This is a genomic window from Facivitalis istanbulensis, assembly GCF_040560405.1.
In the GTDB taxonomy this organism is placed as follows: Bacteria; Pseudomonadota; Alphaproteobacteria; order Sphingomonadales; family Sphingomonadaceae; genus Sphingomonas; species Sphingomonas istanbulensis.
Genome location: NZ_JAVSCQ010000065.1, coordinates 1 through 2210 on the forward strand (window position 1 = coordinate 1; position 2210 = coordinate 2210).

The 2210-nt window shown below is 62.1% G+C and carries 1 protein-coding gene and 2 pseudogenes; 2 read left to right on the forward strand and 1 reads right to left on the reverse strand.

Translation table 11 applies throughout. From position 1 onward, the window contains the following. Positions 1–108, forward strand: a pseudogene (locus RN629_RS18125) (IS5 family transposase); the annotation flags it as partial. Positions 109–214: 106 nt separating this feature from the next. Beyond that, a pseudogene (locus RN629_RS18130) lies at positions 215–945 on the forward strand (IS5 family transposase). A 478-nt stretch (positions 946–1423) separates the two neighbouring features. Here the strand turns inward: RN629_RS18130 and RN629_RS18135 are convergent. After that, positions 1424–2098 (reverse strand): alpha/beta hydrolase family protein, encoded by a 675-nt coding sequence (locus RN629_RS18135; RefSeq protein WP_407036479.1) that lies wholly within the window; start codon positions 2096–2098, stop codon positions 1424–1426. Positions 2099–2210: the final 112 nt, after the last annotated feature.

Consider the following 2210-nt stretch of genomic DNA (forward strand, 5'->3'; position numbering starts at 1 on the left):
TTCGGCCGTCTGAAGGATTGGCGCCGCGTCGCAACTCGCTACGACCGCTGCCCAACCGTCTTCTTCTCTGCCGTCGCCCTCGCGGCCACCGTCATCTTCTGGCTATGACCAATGAGTCCTGACCCTAGCACTAATTGATCAAGGCTGCTTTTTGGAGGCAGGCTTGAGCCGGGGCGAGCTCACCGAGGCGGAATGGCGCATCCTGAGGGATTTGTTGCCGATCGAGGGCAGAAACCGAAGCCGTGGGCGGCCTCCCGAACAGAACCGTTCGATTATCAATGGCATACTCTGGCGGCTTCGATGCGGTGCGCCGTGGCGCGACGTGCCGCCCAAATACGGGAGCTGGAACACCATCTATCGCCGGTTCCGACGATGGAGCGAGGCTGGGGTCTGGGAGATCGTGGCGGTGACGCTGGCCGAGATCATGGCGGATACTGGCCACTACAGCATCGACAGCACCACGGTCCGCGCCCACGTCTCGACAGCGGGCGGAAAAGGGGGGCTCATCGACGCGCTCTCGGCCGCTCGCGGGGCGGGTTCTCCAGTAAGCTTCACTGCCTGGCTGATGCCCTCGGGCGACCGTTGGCCTTCCACCTGACAGGCGGCGAGGCGGCAGATTGCAAGGCCTATAATGCCCTAATCGACCTTCCCGAGCGAACGCCTGATGCCTTGCTTGCCGACAAGGGCTACGATGCCGATGCGATCCGTGCCGACCTCGCGAAACGGAAGATCGAACCCGTCATACCCGGCCGCTCAAACCGCCGGGTGAAGATCGAGTATGATCAGTCGCTCTACAAGCAGCGCAACCGCATCGAGCGCATGTTCGGCCACCTTAAAATCAACCGCGCCATCGCCACCCGCTACGACCAACTAGCCAGCAGCTTCCTCGGCATGGTCCACCTCGCCACCGCTCGATACTGGCTCAAATTTGTCCACGCCGCCTAGCACAATCAAAATTGCCCAATGATCCGAGTGCCCATCGCTTTCACCTCGGGCGCGCCATATGTCGCCGATCGCCCGCCGCGATATGCCGTAGCCGCCGAGAAATATGCCCTGTATCTGGTTGTCTCTGGCGGAGGCCGGCCCTCATCCGCAAGAGCGTAGCAACGGCGGTATTCGGCGGTGCGAAACTGCGTATCGCCAACGGTTCGTCATTACCGCAAGATTGTGTTGCGCTTTGGCGTGACAGAAACGCGCATTCAATTGGATCAAGCCGGAAACGGCTGGGATAAGTCTGCGCTCGCCATCAGGCGGCTCCCGCAGATGCGCCGGCATCCACCGGACCGCCTCGATAACGCGGCGAGCAGGAGGCTTGCGAAGATCGCGGCCGAACCGGGCAGCACTCGCATAGCCGGTCCTGGCGGCACCAATGGCGATGGATCATGGTTGGATACGAGCAAAAGGCGCACTTCGTGCAGTCACATCACGGCGTCGAAAAGACGCTGTTCAACCAGGCGTGCACCTCTTGCACCAGACGCAGTGGATTGTTCCCCTGACAATGCGCATCCGCCCCGGTTTCCGGTCCGAGGACCAACAATTGGCTGCCGGGCGACGACACCCCTTCGCTCCAACGCCGGGTCTGCTTCTGCCAGACCCCGCCTTCCTGCGTGCCCAACACCGAAAGAAACGGCATCCGCACCTTTGCGGGATCGGCGCATTGGCCGTCCCATTTGCGCGCCAGTGATGGAAGGTCGTCCGTCCCGCTCTTCCACATCAGCACCTCCATGTTCCTTCGCGCCGCCTGAGAAGGGTTGGCATGAGAGCCAGCGACCGCTCTGAAAAGCTCGGAAGGATCGAAAAGGACAGGCGTCGCGATGACCGCGGCCAATCGCGGCTCCTCAGCGGCGGAGCGGGCCGCGAAATAGCCGCCGAGACTCATGCCGAGCAAGGCCAACCGCGAAATGTCGACGCCGTGACGTGCCATGAGGAAATCGAGCACGGCGCCGACGGGTTTTTCGGTTTCCGGCTCCCAGAAAAGTCCGTCGGCCGGCGTGGCGCCCTGTCCCGGCAGATCCACCAGAACCACATTATAGCCCCGCTCGATGTAATAGCGGCCTTGCGAGAGGAAGCGATCCTCATGGCAGGTGTAGCGCGACATCGTCGGTGACTGGTCAGCGACATTGATGGTGATGTGTCAGCGGTGACGTTGGGGATAGTGTCACACGAGGTTGGCCTGGATCAAGAGGCGTTGTCGCGCAGCGATGTCGCTG